Annotated in this window: 16 protein-coding genes; 8 read left to right on the forward strand and 8 right to left on the reverse strand. The window is 62.7% G+C overall.

What is annotated here, in order from left to right; translation table 11 throughout:
• Positions 1 to 22: 22 nt before the first annotated feature.
• The 3 genes from SE16_RS12275 to SE16_RS12285 are packed head-to-tail and all read left to right on the forward strand — an operon-like array spanning position 23 to position 2,981.
• Positions 23 to 1,720, forward strand: coding sequence for an ABC transporter substrate-binding protein (locus SE16_RS12275; RefSeq protein WP_054492623.1), 1,698 nt, complete (start codon positions 23 to 25; stop codon positions 1,718 to 1,720).
• Entirely contained in the window at positions 1,717 to 2,127 is a 411-nt protein-coding gene (locus SE16_RS12280) for a hypothetical protein (protein WP_054492622.1), read from the forward strand. The genes SE16_RS12275 and SE16_RS12280 overlap by 4 nt, the downstream gene beginning before the upstream one ends.
• Before the next feature lie 8 nt (positions 2,128 to 2,135).
• Positions 2,136 to 2,981, forward strand: coding sequence for a DUF92 domain-containing protein (locus SE16_RS12285; RefSeq protein ID WP_054492621.1), 846 nt, complete (start codon positions 2,136 to 2,138; stop codon positions 2,979 to 2,981).
• Here SE16_RS12285 and rimI read toward each other — a convergent pair.
• Genes rimI through tsaE form a run of 3 tightly spaced genes read right to left on the reverse strand, consistent with a single transcriptional unit; the run spans position 2,931 to position 4,755 of the window.
• Positions 2,931 to 3,575 carry a ribosomal protein S18-alanine N-acetyltransferase gene (gene rimI / locus SE16_RS12290; protein WP_054492620.1) on the reverse strand — a complete coding sequence of 215 codons (645 nt, stop codon included), beginning with the start codon at positions 3,573 to 3,575 and terminating at the stop codon, positions 2,931 to 2,933. The two genes, SE16_RS12285 and rimI, sit on opposite strands and share 51 nt — an antisense overlap.
• On the reverse strand, positions 3,575 to 4,249 hold the full coding sequence (gene tsaB / locus SE16_RS12295) for a tRNA (adenosine(37)-N6)-threonylcarbamoyltransferase complex dimerization subunit type 1 TsaB (protein WP_054492619.1): 675 nt from the start codon (positions 4,247 to 4,249) through the stop codon (positions 3,575 to 3,577). The genes rimI and tsaB overlap by 1 nt, the downstream gene beginning before the upstream one ends.
• Positions 4,250 to 4,260: 11 nt before the next feature.
• The gene (gene tsaE, locus SE16_RS12300) at positions 4,261 to 4,755 is read right to left on the reverse strand and encodes a tRNA (adenosine(37)-N6)-threonylcarbamoyltransferase complex ATPase subunit type 1 TsaE (RefSeq protein ID WP_054492618.1); all 495 of its coding nucleotides are present in this window, start codon (positions 4,753 to 4,755) and stop codon (positions 4,261 to 4,263) included.
• A 144-nt stretch (positions 4,756 to 4,899) separates the two neighbouring features.
• Between tsaE and SE16_RS12305 the strand changes: the two genes are divergently transcribed.
• The 5 genes from SE16_RS12305 to SE16_RS12325 all read left to right on the forward strand — a co-directional run bounded on the left by SE16_RS12305 (position 4,900) and on the right by SE16_RS12325 (position 9,923).
• A complete protein-coding gene (locus SE16_RS12305) occupies positions 4,900 to 5,400 on the forward strand; it encodes an HIT family protein (protein WP_054492617.1) in 501 nt (166 codons plus the stop codon).
• Positions 5,401 to 5,417: 17 nt separating this feature from the next.
• A complete protein-coding gene (locus SE16_RS12310; RefSeq protein ID WP_082374154.1) occupies positions 5,418 to 6,938 on the forward strand; it encodes a glycoside hydrolase family 36 protein in 1,521 nt (506 codons plus the stop codon).
• 90 nt (positions 6,939 to 7,028) lie between these two features.
• Complete coding sequence (locus tag SE16_RS12315) at positions 7,029 to 7,991, forward strand: AAA family ATPase (protein WP_054492616.1); 963 nt, start codon at positions 7,029 to 7,031, stop codon at positions 7,989 to 7,991.
• Between the two features lie 9 nt (positions 7,992 to 8,000).
• The gene (locus SE16_RS12320; protein ID WP_054492615.1) at positions 8,001 to 9,269 is read left to right on the forward strand and encodes a DUF58 domain-containing protein; all 1,269 of its coding nucleotides are present in this window, start codon (positions 8,001 to 8,003) and stop codon (positions 9,267 to 9,269) included.
• Positions 9,270 to 9,290: 21 nt separating this feature from the next.
• The gene (locus SE16_RS12325) at positions 9,291 to 9,923 is read left to right on the forward strand and encodes a MarC family protein (protein WP_054492614.1); all 633 of its coding nucleotides are present in this window, start codon (positions 9,291 to 9,293) and stop codon (positions 9,921 to 9,923) included.
• A 45-nt stretch (positions 9,924 to 9,968) separates the two neighbouring features.
• Here SE16_RS12325 and SE16_RS12330 read toward each other — a convergent pair whose 3' ends face one another.
• The 5 genes from SE16_RS12330 to SE16_RS12350 all read right to left on the reverse strand — a co-directional run bounded on the left by SE16_RS12330 (position 9,969) and on the right by SE16_RS12350 (position 17,032).
• The gene (locus SE16_RS12330; protein WP_054492613.1) at positions 9,969 to 11,699 is read right to left on the reverse strand and encodes an ABC-ATPase domain-containing protein; all 1,731 of its coding nucleotides are present in this window, start codon (positions 11,697 to 11,699) and stop codon (positions 9,969 to 9,971) included.
• Positions 11,700 to 11,797: 98 nt separating this feature from the next.
• Positions 11,798 to 13,837 (reverse strand): beta-galactosidase, encoded by a 2,040-nt coding sequence (locus SE16_RS12335; RefSeq protein ID WP_054492612.1) that lies wholly within the window; start codon positions 13,835 to 13,837, stop codon positions 11,798 to 11,800.
• Positions 13,834 to 15,339 (reverse strand): FGGY family carbohydrate kinase, encoded by a 1,506-nt coding sequence (locus SE16_RS12340; RefSeq protein ID WP_054492611.1) that lies wholly within the window; start codon positions 15,337 to 15,339, stop codon positions 13,834 to 13,836. The genes SE16_RS12335 and SE16_RS12340 overlap by 4 nt, the downstream gene beginning before the upstream one ends.
• Positions 15,340 to 15,371: 32 nt before the next feature.
• On the reverse strand, positions 15,372 to 16,193 hold the full coding sequence (locus SE16_RS12345) for an HAD-IIA family hydrolase (RefSeq protein ID WP_054492610.1): 822 nt from the start codon (positions 16,191 to 16,193) through the stop codon (positions 15,372 to 15,374).
• Positions 16,190 to 17,032, reverse strand: a complete 843-nt coding sequence (locus tag SE16_RS12350; RefSeq protein WP_054492609.1) for a carbohydrate ABC transporter permease — start codon at positions 17,030 to 17,032, stop codon at positions 16,190 to 16,192. The genes SE16_RS12345 and SE16_RS12350 overlap by 4 nt, the downstream gene beginning before the upstream one ends.
• Between the last annotated feature and the right edge of the window lie 4 nt (positions 17,033 to 17,036).

Genomic DNA, 17,036 nt, shown 5'->3' on the forward strand with positions numbered 1-17,036 from the left:
CAAAAAGGGGTGTGCCAACCCAATGATTCAACATTTGCGCTGGCAAATTCTCATTGCGGTCCTTGGTGTCGCGGCGCTCTTCATCACGCTCCTGGCGGCGGCTGACCGCGTACAAATCACATTTGTGCCGCAACCAGGCGGCGCCTACACCGAAGGCGTCGTCGGCGCGCCCGGCAACCTCAACCCGCTCTTCTTCCAAACACAAACCGACCGCGACATCGGCGCGCTTGTGTTCCGCGGGCTCACGCAGGTTGCCGAAAACGGGCAAATCTTGCCCGATATGGCACGCTCCTGGGAGATCAGCGAAGACGGCCTCACCTACACCTTCTCCCTGCGCGACGACATCTTCTGGCACGACGGCGCGCCCTTCACCGCTGACGACGTCGCCTTCACCATTACCACCATCCAGCATCCCGATTTTGCCGCCGCCGGTGGGCGCATGGATTTGGTTGAGCAGTGGCGCGATATTCAAGTCGAAGTGGTTGATCCGCTCACCGTGCGCTTTACCCTTCCCGCACCGTTTGCGCCCTTCCTCTCCTTCACCACCACGCCCATTGTGCCCCGCCACCTGCTTGAAAACGTCAACATCTTCGCCATGCCGCAAACATCGCTCAGCCGCGCCCCCGTCGGCACAGGCCCCTGGAAAGTGGCCGACGTGCAAGCCGACCGCATTGTGCTCACGCCGCACACCGATTTTTACGGCTACTTCGACAGTGGGCGCTTGCCCTATCTCGAATCGGTCATTTTGCGCTTCTACCCCGCCGCCGAAGCCCTTTTGCCCGCGTATGAAGCGGAGGAAGTGCTCGGCGTTGCCGAGGTGCCCCTCAGCGACCTGGACAAGGCGCTGGCGGATGAAACGCTCAACCTGTACAGCACGCTCCTGGCGGAATACACTATGGTCGTCTTCAACCTGGACCGCCCCTACTTTGCCGACACACGTGTCCGCCAGGCGCTCCTCTACGGGCTCGACCGCCAGGCGCTCATTGACGAGGTGTTGCAAGGGCAAGGGATTGTTGCACACAGCCCCTACATGCCCACCCACTGGGCATACGACCCCACCATCCCGCCGTATGAATACAATCCCACCAAAGCCCGCGAACTGCTCAACCAGGCCGGCTGGCGCGACACAGACCGCGATGGCGTGCGCGACAAGGATGGCGTTGCCCTGCAATTTGGATTGCTGACCAACCAGGAAAACCCACTCCAAATTGCGCTTGTGGAAGCCATGAGCCGCCAATGGGAAGAGATTGGGGTACGCGCTGTGCCGATGAAAGTCGGGTTTTCGGGGTTGGCGGAAGATTTTCTGCGCCCGCGCTCGTTCGACGCCGTGCTGTTGCGCTTCACCAACGTGCCCCCCGACCCCGACCTGTACTCGCTCTGGCATTCCAGCCAAATGTCGGAGAATGGGCAAAACTGGGCGGGCTGGAACAACCCGCGCGCCGACGAATTGCTTGAAGAAGGGCGGCGCACGCTCGACCAAAATGCGCGGCGCGCCATTTACAGCGAGTTTCAGCAAGTCTTTGCCGCCGAGGTGCCTTCCATCTTGCTTTACATCCCTGTCTACACCTACGGCGTTGACCAGCGCCTGCGCGACGTGCAAATCGCCCCACTGTGGCAAACCGGCGACCGTTTCAAAACGCTGGACCGCTGGTACATGTACGTCCAACGCCAACTCGTCACGCCCACACCAAACAACGCCACCAACCAGTCTGAACCATGACGCACCGACGAGAACGCCGACGCGGCGCGCCACCTTTGCACCAGCGCCCCATGCTGGCGCTGACAACTATGGCGCTGGCGGGGCTTGCTTCCGGGCTCCTGCTCATCACCCTCGTGCGGAGCCGCCCCCCCACAACCTTCAACATCATTCTGATGATGGGGCTGCTCCTCATCAACGGGACATCCGTCGGCGCGCTCATCAGTTGGGCGCTGCACCGCCGCCTTCACCGCTCTTTGCAAACCTTGCGCCTCATGCGACAGGGGCTTTGGGTCGGCATTCTGCTGGTCTGCTACGCGCTCCTGCAACTGCTGCGCAACCTGAACGGTGTTGTGGCGCTTGCGCTCTTCCTGGTCTTCGCCGCCGCAGAAGCCTTCTTCCTGCTTCGTGAACGAGACACCAGACGGTAAATCGCGCTATGGCGCCCATGCTCTGGCCTGAACCGCTGCTCTGGCGTATCGCCTTGGGGGCAGGGTGTGCCGCGCTCATTGCGCTGGCGGCTTTGCGGCAAGGTGCACTCACACGCGACGGCGCTCTTGCCGCGACGCTGCTCGGCGCGGTCGTTTTCGCCTTTGGCGGCTGGGCGTGGGCGGTGCTCGTCGTGGTCTTCTTTGTCAGCAGTTCTGCGCTCTCCTTCCTGCGGCAGCGGTTGCGCCCGGACATTGCCCCCAATGCCGCGAAAGGCGCACGCCGCGACGCCGCGCAAGTCCTGGCAAATGGGGGCTGGCTGCTCCTGTGGGCGCTCGCCAACGCACGCTGGCCACACCCTGCATGGAGCATGGCGGCGCTGGGCACGCTGGCAACCGCCGCCGCCGACACCTGGGCAACCGAGATTGGCTTGCTCAGCCCGCTCCCCCCGCGCTTCATCCTCGATGGGCGTGAAGTGCCCCCCGGCACGAATGGCGGTATCACGCCGTTAGGGTTGTTGGCGTCGGCAACCGCGGGGCTTTTGCTGGGGTTTGCGGCGGCGCTGCTGGCACTGCTGGGCGGTGTGCGTGTGCCCTTCGCGCCAGGGTGGTTGACGCTTCTGGGGGGCGTTGTGGGGGCATGCGGCGCGCTGGTTGATAGCCTGCTCGGCGCAACGCTGCAAGGCGTGTTCTTCTGTCCGCACTGTGGCGAAGAGACCGAGCACCGTCTTCATCACTGCGGAACCCCCACCCGACACCTACGCGGGTGGGCGTGGTGCAATAACGACGCCGTCAACGCGCTCGCTTCACTCGCCGGCAGTCTGCTCGCCCTGCTCATGGTGCGCCCCTTCCTCTGAAACGTGGGGCGCGATATTGAACATCTCCCGCGTGAATGTGTGGCGCGCCAATTCCTGCGCCAATTGACGCCGCCGCGTTGCCAACGCCGCTTGCACTTCGGGGCTGTTCGCGTGAAACAAAGTCATCAGCAAGGCGTCCGTTCCATCGCGGTAGTAGCGCTTGCGCCGCCCCACCACCTCAAAGCCATACTTGCGATAGAGCGCCTGCGCCGGCGCATTGTCCACGCGCACTTCCAGCGTGACCAGCGTTGCGCCGCGGGCGGTGCCGTCGTCAATCGCATGCAACAACAACCACTCTCCCAAATGCCGCCGTCGCCATTGGGGATGCACGGCGATGGTTGAAATGTGCTGTTCGTCGGCAATCAGCCAATACCCCACATAGCCAATCACCGGCGGCGGCCGACGCAACACCCCGCCCCACGCACGGGGCGGCACGGGGCGCAACACCCAATAGGTGGCGAGCGAGTTGCGCAATTCTTGCTCGTAGCCCTGCGCCGACCAGGGCGTGGGAAACGAAAGGTGCTCTATCGCCAGCACAGAGGCGATGTCCTCCGCACGGAGCGGTGCAATGGTGTAGGGGACGGCGTCGCTCATTAGGAAGCCCCTTCGGGTATGTGCAGGTAGAACGGCGCGAGCGTATCCACATCGTCATGCTCGCCCCGCTGGAAACGTTCCAGCGCCATGAACGCCAGCACACTGGGACGCCGCACGTTGAACGGTGGCGGCACAAACCGCACCCAACGCCCGCCCCGTTCTTTCAGCACGGCTTGCTCCTGCGCCCCCAATTCGCCCACAAAGCGCATGGGCTGTTGCACATCCTCCACCAGTTGCGGCAAGCGCGCCAATTGCGGCTCACCCACCGGTCGCCAGCGGTCGGGCGCTTCGCGGCGATACGTGGCAAAGGCATAACGCCCACGCCCCGCCCGCAAGACAGCCCGCACCGGCGTTTCACCGTAAAAATGCGGAAACGCGCACACATCCAGCGTGGGAATGGCCACAACAGGAATGCCCAATGCGGCGGCAAACCCCTTCGCCAAACTCAACCCAATGCGCAAACCGGTAAACGAGCCTGGTCCCCGCGTGACAGCCACGCCCTCCAAATCGTCGGGCGCAACCCCCGCCTGGCGCAACGCCTGATCAATCATCGGCGCGGTATGCTGGGTGTGGCGCAACCCCGCCGACCACGTGTATTCCACCAGCACCTCGTCTTCACGCACCAGCGCCACCCCCGCCTGGCGCGTGGCTGTGTCAATTGCCAGAATCAGCATGGTTTCCCCCTTCAGCGTCCAAATGCGGCTTGTCGAAAAGCATGCAGTAAGCGCAGCGCGCGTTCTCCCACCGGTTTCATAATCACGCGCCGCTTGGCGTCGTCGGCGTGCTCAAAACGAATCCACATCCCCTCTGGGAACCAATCGGCGGCTTTTTCAGCCCATTCCACCGCCACCACGCCGTCGCCCCGTTCCATGTACTCTTCCAAGCCCACGGTTTCCAATTCCGCCTCGCTGTTCAAGCGGTACAGGTCGGCATGGTAGAGCGGGATACGTCCCTCGGGATACTCGCTCACCAGCGTAAACGTCGGGCTTCGCACCGGGCGTTGTACCCCCAAGCCGCGCGCCAGCCCCTGCACAAAATGCGTTTTTCCTGCGCCAAGTGTTCCCGTCAGCAGGATAATGTCGCCTGGTTCCAACAACTGCGCCAGACGCGCCCCCAAACGGCGCGTCTGTTCGGGGCTATGGCTGAAAAAATCAAGCGTGTTGGGTTCAATGACGGGCATGGCTTACTCCTGCTGGTTCATCTGCTTTCACACATCGCAAACTGCGCACATTATACCCGTTTTGAGGGGAGAGGGTACTTGTTTGTTGCCGCCGAATGGCCGTTGCATATCATACTCGCGATTGTGTGTGAGAAGGAGTGAGACATGGACCATTTATGGACACCCTGGCGTATGGCGTACATTCTCTCAAAGAAAGAGCCTGGTTGCCCGTTTTGTGCGGCGCTCGCCGAAAACCGCGACGCCGAGACGTTTGTCCTCTGGCGAGGGGCGCATTGCTTTCTCATTCTCAACCGCTACCCCTACAACAACGGGCACATCATGCTGTTGCCCAACCGCCACATTGCCGACATTACCGAATTGAATGACGACGAACGCCGCGAGTGGATGCTTCTCCTCGATGCGGCGGTACGCGCTCTGCGTGAAGCGTTCAACCCCCACGGCTTCAACATCGGCATCAATCTGGGGGAAGCCGCCGGTGCAGGCATTGCCGCGCATCTGCATTTGCACATTGTGCCCCGCTGGGAAGGCGACACCAACTACATGACCGTCACCGCCAACACGCGCACCATTCCCGAACTGCTGCATGACACATGGGCGCGCCTGCGTCCCATTCTCGAACGTCTGCTGACACCTTCAACTAACTAACCGGCACGGAGTGATTCATGCACTTGCTCTCTTTCCCCACCGCCACGCTCGCCGTTCACGGCGGCGAACCGCACGCCCTGGCGGAACACGCCGCCCGCTTGCACGGGCGCACGCTCACACTCGTTCACCCCTTCGGCGACGCGCCCTTCTATCGGCACGGGTGGCACTCCTGGAGCGTGGCATCCTGGTTCGCGCCGGACGCCCCCCCGCTGACGCCGCGCCCCCGTGTGCGCTGGCCCATGCTCGACGACCCCGCACTGCTCGCCCAGGGCGGGCACATCAGTTGCGACGTGGCGCTGGCAAGCGCCGGCGAGGGGCGCGTTCTGCTGGTGGGGGCGTGTACGCCCGGCGGCCGCATCACGCTGGAGGGCGACGTGTGGCGGCTCGAACACCCCCACGGCGGTCCCTGGCTGGTGCTGGTGGATGAAGAAACGCGCGCCTGGGAAACCTACACCCAACACATCGCCGCGCAGATGGGCGCACGTGGGCAGACGCCTGCGCCGCGCGTCTGGTGTTCGTGGTATTCGTTCTACCGCGAGATTGACGCCGACCGCCTGCACGCCGTCATCCATCATTGGCGCGGCTGGCCGTTCGATGTGATCCAGATTGACGACGGCTGGCAACGTGCCATTGGTGATTGGGACGCCAACGAACGCTTCCCCGACGGCATGGCGGCGCTTGCCAAAACCATTCACGCCCACGGCTTCCGCGCGGGGTTGTGGCTGGCGCCCTTCATCGTGCATGAAGCCTCGCACCTGTTCGCCGAGCATCCCGATTGGCTGGTGCATGATGAAGAGGGGCGCCCCGTGGTGGCGGGCAACAACTGGGGCGGGCACTTCTACGCGCTGGACACGACCCACCCCGAAGCGCAAACCTGGCTCCGCGAGACATTCCACCGTGTCGCCGCCTGGGGCTACGACTACCTGAAACTCGATTTCCTCTACGCCGCCGCGCTCCCCGGCAAACGCCACACCCCCATGCCGCGCGAAGACGCCTATCGCCTGGGGGTGCGCCTCATCCGCGAGACGGTGGAAGCCGTGCACGCCGAACGCACCTACATCCTGGCGTGTGGCGCGCCCATTCTGGCGTCCGTGGGGCTGGTGGACGGCATCCGCGTGGGACCCGACGTTGCGCCTTTCTGGCAAAGTGAAGACCGCGCCGTCTGGCTGGGCGATTGGACTGGTCCCGCGACGCAAAACGCCATCGCCACCACGCTCCACCGGCTTTGGCTGCGCCCCTTGTTGCACACCGACCCCGACGTCGCCTATTTCCGCACACGCTACAACCTGCTCTCGCCGACGCAAAAAGAACACCTGCAAGCCCTCGCGCACATCGCCGGGTTTCTCGCCACATCGGACCCCCTTCCCTGGCTGAGCGAAGATGAACAAGCCGCGTTGCGGACGTTTCTCACCACCACACCCCGCATCGAGCAGGTAGGGCGCTACACGTTCCGCCTGGACGGTCGGCTTGTGGATTTCAGCGCCGCCTTGCAGGGCTGGCTGACAACGCCTGAAGGCGTTTCGCGCTTTCCCCTGTGATCCGATTAGGTGCGCGCTAACGTCTTCACTATACTTGATGAGACCCCGCCGCATCTCATGAACAACACGAAGCGTGCCAAGGAGCCGAATATGGAGAGCGTCCAACAACTTGTCGAACGTGTCCGCGCCAACGTGGGGCGTGTCATTCTGGGGAAAGAACCACAACTCGAACTCGCCATCATCGCCCTTTTGTGCGAAGGGCATGTGCTCATCGAAGACGTGCCCGGTGTGGGCAAAACCATGTTGGCAAAGGCGCTTGCCACCAGTATCGGCTGCTCGTTCAAGCGCATTCAATTCACGCCGGATTTGCTCCCCAGCGACGTGACGGGGGTCTCGGTTTTCAACCAAAAAACACAAGAGTTTGAATTTCGCCCCGGTCCCATCATGGCAAACATCGTCTTGACCGACGAAATCAACCGCGCCACGCCCAAAACGCAATCGGCGCTGTTGGAAGCCATGGAAGAACGCCAAGTGACCGTTGACGGGCAAACCTACCACCTGCCGCGCCCGTTCATGGTCCTGGCGACGCAAAACCCCATCGAGTACGAAGGCACTTTCCCCCTTCCCGAAGCCCAACTCGACCGCTTTTTGGTGCGCATTCAACTGGGCTACCCATCCCCCGGTGAAGAAGTCAACATGCTGACATCACAACAACGCGCCCACCCCATCGAATCGCTCCAGGCGGTGGCGTCAACCGAAGACATCATCGCAGCGCAACGCGCCGTGCGAGAGGTGTACGTTGATGAGTTGGTGAAGGAATACATCGTCGCGCTGGTCAACGCCACACGCGAACATGAGGACGTCTATCTGGGCGCAAGCCCGCGCGGCTCGCTGGCGCTCTACCACGCGGCGCAAGCCTTGGCGGCGGCGCGCGGTCGCGATTTCGTCACCCCCGACGACGTGAAGGAACTCGCGCACGCCACGCTGGCGCACCGCATCATCATCACACCGGCGGCGCGCATCAAAGACACGACACCCGCCGACATTGTGGACGCCGTGCTGAAAAAAGTGCCCGTACCAGGCGGCGCGACAACCGCGCGCCTGCGGCGGTAGGAGGCTCACATGCGCCGGAGTCTCGTGCTGGCGTTGCTGGTGGTGGTGTTGGGCGTCGCCGCCGTCCAAACCGGTCGCCGCCTGCTCTTCAACCTCACGTATCTGCTGGGCGCGACGCTTGTGCTTTCGTTCATCTGGGCGTGGAGCAACGCCCACTTTTTTGCCCTGCAACGCATCAGCACATCCACCCGCAGCCAGGTGGGGCGCTTGTTTGAAGAACGGTTCATCGTGCGCAACACCGGCTGGCTCCCCAAACTCTGGCTGGAAGTCCGCGACAACTCCACACTGCCCAACCACCGCGCGGGGCGTGTGGTGCATTCCATCATGCCGCGCCAGGCGCGCGGCTGGTCGGTCAAAACGCTCTGCATCCAACGCGGGCGCTTTCGGCTGGGACCCATGGAAGTCGTCACCAGCGACCCATTCGGCTTCTTCACCTTCACCCGCGCCATCCCGCACACATCAACCCTCATCGTCTATCCCGCCACGTTCGACCTGCCCACGTTTGAACCACCGCGCGGGCATCTCATCGGCGGCGAATCGCTCTATCGGCGCACCCACCACATCACGCCCAACGTCGCCGGCGTGCGCGACTACCAGCCGGGCGATAGTTTCAACCGCATTCACTGGCGCACCACCGCCCGCACCGGGCGGCTCATGGTCAAAGAATTCGAGGAAGACCCCACCGCCGACGTCTGGCTGGTGGTGGATATGGAAGCGAGCACGCGCGCGGTTGCGCAAGAATACGCCGATTTTCTGGCGTTTCACCCCAACGTGTGGCAACCGGCACTGCCCGAACCGATTTTGCCCAGCAGTGAAGAGTACATCATCACCGCGGCGGCTTCGATTGCACGCTACTTCATCAATCAGAAACGCCCCGTTGGGCTGGTCGCCCATGCGCAAGAACGCTTTGTCTTGCAACCCGACCGGGGACCCCGCCAAATGCGCCGCCTGCTGGAACATCTCGCCGTCATCCGCGCCGAAGGACGCACGCCCCTGCACCACACGCTGGCGCTGGAAGATATGTTCTTCACGCGCGGGACAACGCTCATTGTCTGCACCGCCTCGCCTTCCGAGGAATGGGTGCAAGCATTGAGCCTGTTGCGTCGGCGCGGTGTGCGCCCGCTGGCAGTGGTGGTGGACGCGCACTCATTCGACCCAAGCCGCATGCGCCCCGACGCCGTCATCGCCGCGCTGCGCGTCGCCGGCATTCCAGCCTACCACCTTCAGCGGGGCGATGATTTTGCCGCCGCGTTGGGACACCGCGCCGCCGTCACCTAATCCCCAGCAAGGAGAGGCGTCATGGAGACCCTGTTGCCGCTGAGTGAGTATGTGAAACTCTTTGCCGGTTTGATGGCTGTTGTGAGTATTCCGGGCAATCTGCCTGTCTTTCTCGCCTTCACCCGCGATTTGTCGCCCGCCGAGCGCGACCAGGTCGCGCTTTTGACCGCGCTGACCGTCGCCATTGCCATGCTTGCCTTCAACTTCTTCGGCACGCTGATTCTGGACGTGTTTGGCATCTCCATTGATTCCTTCCGCATTGCCGGCGGGATTTTGTTGCTGATGACGGGGCTGGCGATGATGAACGCCGGCGGCGAACCGGTTGAGCCGACCACCAACGCCGCCGACCGTGTTTCGGTGGGGATTGTGCCGCTGGGTATTCCGCTGCTCTCCGGTCCCGGTGCCATGAGCACCGTCATTGTCTATGCGAACAGCCTCAACACGCCAGCGCACCGCCTGGCGGTGGCGCTGGTCATCATCGTGCTGGCGAGCCTCATTTTCATCACGTTTCGGCTGGCGCACCGCGCCGGCATGGTGTTGGGACCCACCAGCATGCAGGTGTTCAACCGCGTCATGGGGCTGATTTTGGCGGCAATTGCGGTTGAATTCATGATGAGCGGAATTGGGGCGTACTTTCCCGGCTTGCGCGGGTGAAACAACCAGGGGCGACGCTGCCCACATCCGCGTCGCCCCCGCCCATCAACGCTCTTCCGCGGCGTCCGCCTGCCGCACGCGCAAGGTGCGCAGGCGATTGAGCGCCGCCGCAAATTCATGTGGGCGAAACGCCGCAAACCACCCCACCCGTCGGCGGTCGAGCAGGTCCAGCCCTTCGCGTTCGATATCCGCAAAAAGCGCCTCGATGATTTCGCGCAGGGTGCGCGTGCCGTCCATGTAGTGCTCACGGGCATAGAGCAGCGCCGCGGCAATCGCCTCGGTTTGCGAGGTATCCACCACCTGCTCAACAGCGCTCAGGTCAATGTCATGCCGCCCAAACTGAATGTGGTGCATGCCGCGCACTTTCACTTTGGCGTCGGCGCGCCCTTTCGAGGGGTCTATGCTCTTGGGCAACGGAATGCGCGGGATGACATCGCCAAAATGCTCGCCCCCCTCAGCCACACGCCCGGTGGGAAAGCGCCGCACAATCTCGCGGGCGGCTTCGGTGGCGTCCCACGGCGTATAGGCGTGCATGGCAATCACGCAATCGGCAACGTCGAAATAATCCCCGCTTCCGCCCACCACAATGACCGTGCTCACCCCGCGCTCCTCGTAGAGTTGGCGCACCTTGTCAATGAAGGGCGTAATCGGTTCGGCGTCTTTGGCGATGAGCGCTTGCATGCGGTGGTCGCGAATCATGAAGTTGGTCGCCGAGGTATCCTCGTCAATCAGCAGAAGCGACGTGCCCACTTCCAACGCTTCCATGATATTCGCCGCCTGGCTGGTGGAGCCGCTGGCGTTGTCGGTTTCAAAATTGGCGGTGGATTGCCCAAAGGGCAAGTTGTCAATGAAGGGGCGAATGTTCACACCCGTGATACGGCGGCCATCTTCGGCGCGAATTTTCACCGCATCGCCCACCGTGATGACAAATTCGCGCCCATCGCCGGGAATGTGGTTGTACACCCCCCGCTCCAACGCCCGCAAGAGCGTGCTTTTGCCGTGGTAGCCGCCCCCCACAATCAGCGTGACGCCGCGGCGAATGCCCATGCCCGTCAGCGGTCCGTGGTTGGGAAGATTGACCTGCACGCGCAAACTGTCGGGCGATTGAAAGGGCACCACACGCTTGCCCGTCAGCGGGCGTTCATCTACCCCCGAACGGCGCGGCAAAATCGCCCCATCGGCCACGAACGCCACCAAGCCCATCTCCGGCAAGTGGGCGCGCAGCCAATCGGCGTCTTCGTTCACGTCGGCGTAGCGTTTGACTTCGGCGGGGTCGTAGGCAGCGAAGAAGAGCGCCCCGCGCACAACCGCCGGCACATCGTGCAACAAGAGGGCAATGGCTTCGCGCCCCAAAATGGTGCGCCCACGCGCCGGCAAGCCCACCGCAAAACGGCATTCCACGCCCTCAGTCGTCACCTTGACGGCGGTGATGGGGAGCATTTCTTGCCCCGGCGCATCAATCGAAATCAAGCCGCTTTTGCCGCTTCCGCGCCGACGGTCTTGTTCGCGCGCCAGTTCGCCAAAGCGACGCGCCAGCAGGTTCGCCACACCCACCGCGCGGCTGGGCGTGGCGTAGGCGTGGGCGGGGAAGTGCGCCACCGCTTGCGGCACCACAACCCGCAAGCGGCTGGGCGCGGCAAAGGGGTCGCCCTGCACGTGGTCAATGAAGAGTGTGAAGGTGTCAAACTGGTACGCGCCGGCGATGTCCTTGTAGGCTTTGTAGCCTCGCCCATCGAGACGGCGCAAAAGACGTTCCAACTCGTTCGCCTGCTGCATCGCTTGTTCCTCCTGCGGCTCTGGTTCATGGTCGGGGCTACCATATAAAAAAGCCGCCGATACGCAATTCGGCGGCTCTACCAGCAACAACCAAACCCCTACACGATGAGAATGCGCACATCCAGCGGGGGAACGGGGATGTCGCCGCCCACAGGTGCGCCGCTCAATGCATCTTTGCCTTTGACAGGCAAGAACACGCGCGCGACTTGTTCCGTCCAGTTGCAGATGAAGAGGTAGCGCCCTTCTTCACCCTGCCGCGAGGCAACCGTGACCCCGTCGGGAATCGTCAACAAGCGCGCAACATGCGCCCGGTCGAGCCAATGGGGCACAAACGTATCCAACAGGGCGCGCGACGGCCACACACCCACGTATGTCACCAGCCCTTTCCCGACAACGTGCTCGGTCATGGCAGCGTGGGGCGCCAATGGGCTGGTGGTGTAGAAGCCCACCGGCGCGGCTGTTTCCGGTGTCAGGGCTTCCGCCCACAGGTGGATGGGGGTTTCGTGCAAATGGTCGAAACGGGCGCGGTAGGTTGTTGTCGGCGGCAGGCTGTGCCAGGCTTCTACCCGCGCCCCCACCAATGCCCGCAACGCGCCCGGCAAAGGCGCTTCCGTCACCAAATTGGTGGGGGTCTTGAAGCCCGAACGCACCCCCAACACCAGGTGCCCGCCCTGGGCAACATAGGCGTGCAAATGGGCGGCGAGCGCGTCATCTACCAGGTAGAGCGTCGGCGCAATCACCAACTTGTAGCGTGAGAGGTCGGCGCGCGGTGCGACGATATCCACGTCCACGCCGGCGCGGCGCAAAGCGCGGTAATACGCGCCAAAATGGCGCCAGTAGCGAAACTCGCGATGGTGCGGTTGCAGATCCAGCGCCCACAAGTCATCATACGCCAGAAGCATGGCAACCTCGGCGGGCGTTTGGGTGGCTTGCAGGCGTTCCAGCAAGGCGCGTTCGGCTTGCAAACGGCGCACTACATGCCAGCCGTCGGCGGGTTCGCCGTCGTGGCGCAGCAAGCCGCTGTGGAACTGTTCCTGCGCATAACGCACGGCACGCCAGCGAAAATAGACAAGGGCGTCCGCACCATGCGCCACCGCCTGCCACGACCAAAGCCGAATGACGGCGGGACGCGGTGCCTGGTTGTAGAAGCCCCAATTGATGAAACCGCACTGCTGCTCCATCACCCAGAAGGGTTTGTTCTGCAATCCGCGCATCACATCGTGCGCCATTTCGGTGATGAAGGGGTCGCCTGTGTCGTAGGCGTGGGGCGGCGGGGTTTCATCAGGGGTGTAGACTTTTTCCGACCAGCGGTCTTCATGCCCGGTCGGATAACTGTCCCACGTGATGAAGTCAAGCGGTTGGGCGAGCGCGTGGTAGTCAATTTCATCAAACAAGCCCATGAAGTTATGCGTGATGAAGCGCCCTTCGGGGAGAAGGGGGCGCAAAACGTCAATCTGGCGCTGTTGGTACGCCACCCACGCATCGGACATGAAGCGGTAGTAATCGAGTACGTGGCTGGGGTTTGGCGTGGAGACGGTGAGAATGGGCGCGCCAATCTGCTCCCACGCCGTGTAGCGCTGAGACCAGAAGTCTGCGCCCCAGGCGTCATTGAGAGCATCCAGCGAGCCGTAGCGCGCCTGCAACCAGCGCCGAAAGGCGGCGACGCAATTGGGGCAATAACAGCGGGTGCTGCGTCCGCCGCCCCATTCGTTGTCCAACTGCCAGCCGATGACGGCGGGGTGTGCGCCGTAGCGTTCGCCAAGCACGCGCACAATGCGTTCGGTTTCAGCGTGAAAGCCGGCATGGTTGGGGCACACATGCCGCCGCGAGCCAAAAGCGCGCCGCCGCCCCTGGTCGTCCACGGGAAGCATGTCGGGGTAGCGTTGCACAAGCCACGCCGGCGGTGCGGCGGTGGGGGTGCACATGATGATGCGAAAGCCTTCCTGGGCGAACAACTCAACGGCGCGGTCGAGCCAGTCAAACGTGTAGTCGCCGGGAGCAGGTTCCATCTGCGCCCAGGCAAATTCCGCAAGGCGCACCGTGTCAATGCCCGCCTCGCGCATGAGGCGGGCATCGGTCGCCCAGCGTGTTTCAGGCCAATGTTCGGGATAATACGCGACGCCAAACGTGGTGCTCATTGTTCCACTCCTGTGTGGGCTGTGTGCGAGCGAAAACAGGCCACGGCTTCAATGGCGGATTGCCAGCGGGCATAGGCGGCATCACGCTGATGGTCGTTCCATTCGGGTAGAAAAACGGTTTCGCCTTCAGGGAGCGGCGGGAGCGTCTCCATACGCCACCAGCCCGCCCCCATACCGGCGAGCAACGCCGCGCCGCGCGCTGCCATTTCGGTGAAGGCGGGACGCACAACGGGCAAGCCGGTCGTATCCGCAAGAATCTGGCAGGCGATATCACTGCGCGCAATTCCCCCATCTACCGAAAGCCGTTCGATAGCGAGGTCTGTTTCGCGCTGCATCGTTTCGAGAATGGCGCGCACTTGAAAGCCGATGGCTTCGAGGAAAGCGCGGGCGATATGCGCGCGCGTCGTCCCCAGTGTGAGCCCCAAAATCGTGCCGCGGGCTTCTCGGTCGTGGTAGGGCACGTTCAAACCGGTGAAGGCGGGCACAAAAACAACGCCGCCGCTGTCGGCGACCTGGGCGGCAAAGCGGCTGACGTCGGCGTCTTCGTCAAACATGCGGGCATTGGTGCGAAGCCAGCGAATGCCTGCGCCGGTGACGGTGGTATCGGCTTCAAGGCAGTAGGTGGGCGTTTCAGCCAGACGCCAGGCAAAGTAGGTGTTGACACCGCGCACGTAGGGGGCTTGCTGACCGGTGAAGACATTGACGAACGTGGCTGTGCCATGCGTGCATTTGGCTTGCCCTGGGGCGTGGGCGCCATGCCCAAACAGGGCGGCTTGTTGGTCGCCCAGCATTGCCAGCACAGGCACCGCCGCCTCACCAATCTGCAAAGCACCGAATTCGTGCACGGTGGGGCGTGGCGTCGGCAACGCTGTGTGCGGTACGCCCACCCAGTCGAGCAGGGCGTCCCAATACGTGTTGTGTCGGAAATCGTACACCCCCAGCGCCTGCACCAGCGAGACATCCATAGCGTGCTCGGCGGGTGTTCCAAGGGCGTGGACGAGATACGCCGCCGAAAGCCCCACCCGCAAACGCCCATCGAGCGCGGCACGGCGCACGTCGGGTTGGTGGCGCATACGCCACGCCAGGTGCAAGGCGGCGCTGTAGGGTCCGGGGGGATACCCCAGGCGATAATCGGCTTCGCTCAGGAAAGGCGTTCGCGCCAGTTCGTCCAACAGGGGGATTGTGCGTAAATCCTGCCAGGAGATGGCGTTTGCCAGCGGTTCGCCGCTCTGGGCGTCCCACACAAAATCGGTGTTGCGCTGGCAGGCAATGCCGCACGCCACAATTTGCCGGGGGGTTGCGCCCGCCTGTTCCAGGGCGATGGCAATCGCACGGCGCACGCCTTCGGCGACCTCGTGCGGACGTTGTTCCACGTGGTTGGGATGGGGTGTTTGCCCGTAGAGGGGCTGGTAGCCATAGCCGCGCGGTTGCCCGTCGGTGTCAAGCAAGAGCGCACGGCTTCCGCTTGTTCCCTGGTCAATTCCGAGGATGTAGGTCTCCATAGCGCGTTGTCAGTATCCTTGATGCAAGATGATCAATCGGCGATGGTATCCGCTAAAGGCGTTTCGCGCAACAAGTCGGCGAGTTCGGTAATCACATAGGTTGGTTGCACAGGCGAGTGCGCCACTGTTTCGGCGTCGGTTGCGCCGGTGAGCGTCAACGCCGAGGGCATACCGGCGTCCAGCCCCATACGCACGTCCGTTTCCAGGCGGTCGCCGACCATCAGGCAGGCGTCCGGTGGGCGTTGGACAAGGCGCAAGATGGTTTCAATCATGTAGCGCGATGGTTTGCCCACGACCGCTTCGACAGTGCGCCCCGTGCTGGCTTCCAGCGCGGCAATGACGGCGGCGGCGTCGGGTTGTCCACCGCCGGGCACAGGGCAATAGCGGTCGGCGTTGGTGGCAAAAAAGCGCGCGCCATTGCGCAGGGCGTCGAACCCGATTTGCAGTTTGCGGTAGTCGAATGTGCGGTCGAAACTGGCGATGACGGCGTCAATACGTTGTGGGTCGTCGCAGAGTTCAAAGCCGGCGGCACGCAGGGTGCGGCACAATGGTTCTTCGCCGATGACGAAAAGACGCCCGTTCGGCAGTTCATGCCGCAAAAAATCCACCAGCACAACGGTGGAATTGATCACGTCTTCGGGGGGCGTCGGGACGCCCAGGCGGGTGAGTTTCTGGGCATACTCTTCGCGTGTGCGCGTGGGGTTGTTGGAGACAAAGAGCACACGCCGCCCATGAGCACGGAGCGCATGCAAGGTTTCGCCTGCGGTGGGAAGCAGGGCGTCGCCCAAATAGACCGTGCCATCGAGGTCGAAGATGTAGACGTCGTAGAGGCGTTTCGGCCGACGAATGATCATTTCACTGCTCCCAGCGTCAACCCGCGAATGAAGTAGCGTTGCAGGGCAAGGAAGACGATGACGGTCGGCAAGGTTGCCAGCAACGCCCCCGCGACGATGACCGTCCAGTCGGTAACGTATTGTCCCTGCAAGGTCGCCAGCCCCGCCGTGACGGGTTTGAGCGATTCGCGCTGAATGAGGACGAGCGCCCAGAGAAAATCGTTGAAAATCCAGGTAAATTCGAGGGTGGCAAGCGCCGCCAACGCGGGTTTGGTGAGCGGGAGCATAATTTGCCAGAAAATGCGGAATTCATTGCACCCATCAACACGGGCGGCGTCCAGAATGTCTTGGGGGACGGTGCGCATGTAGTTGCGCAAAACGAACGTGCAAAATCCCAGCTGGAATGAGGTGTGGAAGAGAATGAGCCCCCAGTAGGTGTCATAGAGCCCCAGGGCGTCCGTCAAGCGGAACACCGGCAACAATAAAATTTGGAAGGGGAGCATCATGCCGCCGACAAAGACAAAGAGCAGGAAACGGTCGCCTCGAAAGCGGAAACGCGCCAACGCATAGGCCGCCATAGAGGAAAGGAAGAGCGTTCCCACGAGTGAGGGCAGGGTGATGATGAAGCTGTTGGGCAAATAGCGGCTCAACCCACCGCGCCGCCACGCTTCGACAAAGTTTTGCAGGGTGATGTCGCGCGGCAAGCTCCAAAAGCCGTATGTCAGAATCTCATTGAACGGACGCAACGCCGTCAGAACGGCACTGATGACGGGAATCAGCCACAACACGGTCATCAGGATGAGCAACGCGTAAATGAGCGTTTGTTGCCAAAAACGGCGCTGATGCTGAGACGAAATCATGAGC

The sequence above is a fragment of the Ardenticatena maritima genome (assembly GCF_001306175.1).
GTDB classification, from domain to species: domain Bacteria; phylum Chloroflexota; class Anaerolineae; order Ardenticatenales; family Ardenticatenaceae; genus Ardenticatena; species Ardenticatena maritima.

Bases quoted from the DNA above. Each gene is read 5' to 3' on its own strand.
- SE16_RS12350 (WP_054492609.1), bottom strand. From the start codon at position 17,032: ATGATTTCGTCTCAGCATCAGCGCCGTTTTTGGCAACAAACGCTCATT.
- SE16_RS12335 (WP_054492612.1), bottom strand. From the start codon at position 13,837: ATGAGCACCACGTTTGGCGTCGCGTATTATCCCGAACATTGGCCTGAA.
- SE16_RS12285 (WP_054492621.1), top strand. From the start codon at position 2,136: ATGGCGCCCATGCTCTGGCCTGAACCGCTGCTCTGGCGTATCGCCTTG.
- tsaB (WP_054492619.1), bottom strand. From the start codon at position 4,249: ATGCTGATTCTGGCAATTGACACAGCCACGCGCCAGGCGGGGGTGGCG.
- SE16_RS12310 (WP_082374154.1), top strand. From the start codon at position 5,418: ATGCACTTGCTCTCTTTCCCCACCGCCACGCTCGCCGTTCACGGCGGC.
- SE16_RS12275 (WP_054492623.1), top strand. From the start codon at position 23: ATGATTCAACATTTGCGCTGGCAAATTCTCATTGCGGTCCTTGGTGTC.
- SE16_RS12305 (WP_054492617.1), top strand. From the start codon at position 4,900: ATGGACCATTTATGGACACCCTGGCGTATGGCGTACATTCTCTCAAAG.
- SE16_RS12345 (WP_054492610.1), bottom strand. From the start codon at position 16,193: ATGATCATTCGTCGGCCGAAACGCCTCTACGACGTCTACATCTTCGAC.
- SE16_RS12340 (WP_054492611.1), bottom strand. From the start codon at position 15,339: ATGGAGACCTACATCCTCGGAATTGACCAGGGAACAAGCGGAAGCCGT.
- SE16_RS12330 (WP_054492613.1), bottom strand. From the start codon at position 11,699: ATGCAGCAGGCGAACGAGTTGGAACGTCTTTTGCGCCGTCTCGATGGG.
- SE16_RS12280 (WP_054492622.1), top strand. From the start codon at position 1,717: ATGACGCACCGACGAGAACGCCGACGCGGCGCGCCACCTTTGCACCAG.
- tsaE (WP_054492618.1), bottom strand. From the start codon at position 4,755: ATGCCCGTCATTGAACCCAACACGCTTGATTTTTTCAGCCATAGCCCC.
- rimI (WP_054492620.1), bottom strand. From the start codon at position 3,575: ATGAGCGACGCCGTCCCCTACACCATTGCACCGCTCCGTGCGGAGGAC.
- SE16_RS12320 (WP_054492615.1), top strand. From the start codon at position 8,001: ATGCGCCGGAGTCTCGTGCTGGCGTTGCTGGTGGTGGTGTTGGGCGTC.
- SE16_RS12325 (WP_054492614.1), top strand. From the start codon at position 9,291: ATGGAGACCCTGTTGCCGCTGAGTGAGTATGTGAAACTCTTTGCCGGT.
- SE16_RS12315 (WP_054492616.1), top strand. From the start codon at position 7,029: ATGGAGAGCGTCCAACAACTTGTCGAACGTGTCCGCGCCAACGTGGGG.